This window comes from Streptomyces hilarionis, assembly GCF_024539675.1.
GTDB classification, from domain to species: Bacteria; Actinomycetota; Actinomycetes; order Streptomycetales; family Streptomycetaceae; genus Streptomyces; species Streptomyces hilarionis.
Genome location: NZ_JAHHIT010000367.1, coordinates 1 through 862, shown reverse-complemented (window position 1 = coordinate 862; position 862 = coordinate 1). Strand labels below are relative to the sequence as shown.

Here is an 862-nt window from a genome sequence, read left to right as displayed (position 1 = left end):
GGGGTGGGACCGGTGGGCGGGGGACCGGGCCGCGAGGGGTCGCCGCCGAAGCCGGACGGGCCGCCCTGGCCGGGACCGCCCTGGCCGGGACGGCCGCCGGGACCGGAGGGCTCGCGTCCGAAGGGGTCGCCGCCGGGGCCGGACGGTTCGCGGCGGAAGGGGTCGGAGGACTGGCCGGGCTGCTCACGTCGGTACGGGTCCGACGGCGGACCGGAGGGCTCGCGGCCGAAGGGGTCGCCGGGCGGACCGGGCGGACGGCCGCCGGGACCGGAGGGCTCGCGTCCGAACGGGCTGCCGCCCGGACCGGACGGCTCACGGCCGTACGCGCCCGGCGGGGGACCGCCGGCCGTGCCGCCGGGGCCGGAAGGCTCGCGTCCGAACGGCGGCGGACCGCCCTGCCCGCCCTGCCCGCCGGGGCCGCCCGGCCCCGAGGGCTCGCCGCCGAACGGCGGGATCGGCTCGGCGGGACGGTTCACCTGGGACGGACGTGAACCCTGGTAGTCGAAGGAGTCGCCGCCGAAGGACGGAGGGGGCGGCTGGAACCGCCCGCCCTGACCGCCGGGGCCCTGACCTCCGGGGCCCTGACCGCCGGGACCCGGGCCACCAGGACCCTGGCCGCCGGGGCCCGGACCGCCCGGACCCGGGCCGGGGGCCGGCGGGCGCGGGGCGGCCGGGGTGTAGGAGGTCGCCGTGTTGGTCAGGAAGTTCCAGCGGCATTCCTCGCAGAACGGCGCACCGCCCTCGCGGGGCGTGCGGCACTGCGGGCAGAGCTCGGGTTCGTGCTGGGGCGCGGAGGACGGATGGCGTTCGCCGGGCCGGCCCTGACCGCCCTGGCCGGGGCCGGGCGGGGGCGGGGGAAAGC

At 81.3% G+C, this 862-nt stretch carries 1 pseudogene; it reads right to left on the bottom strand.

Going from position 1 to position 862, the window contains the following annotated elements:
• Positions 1 to 862 (bottom strand): annotated as a pseudogene (locus KMS84_RS38645) (FHA domain-containing protein); the annotation flags it as partial.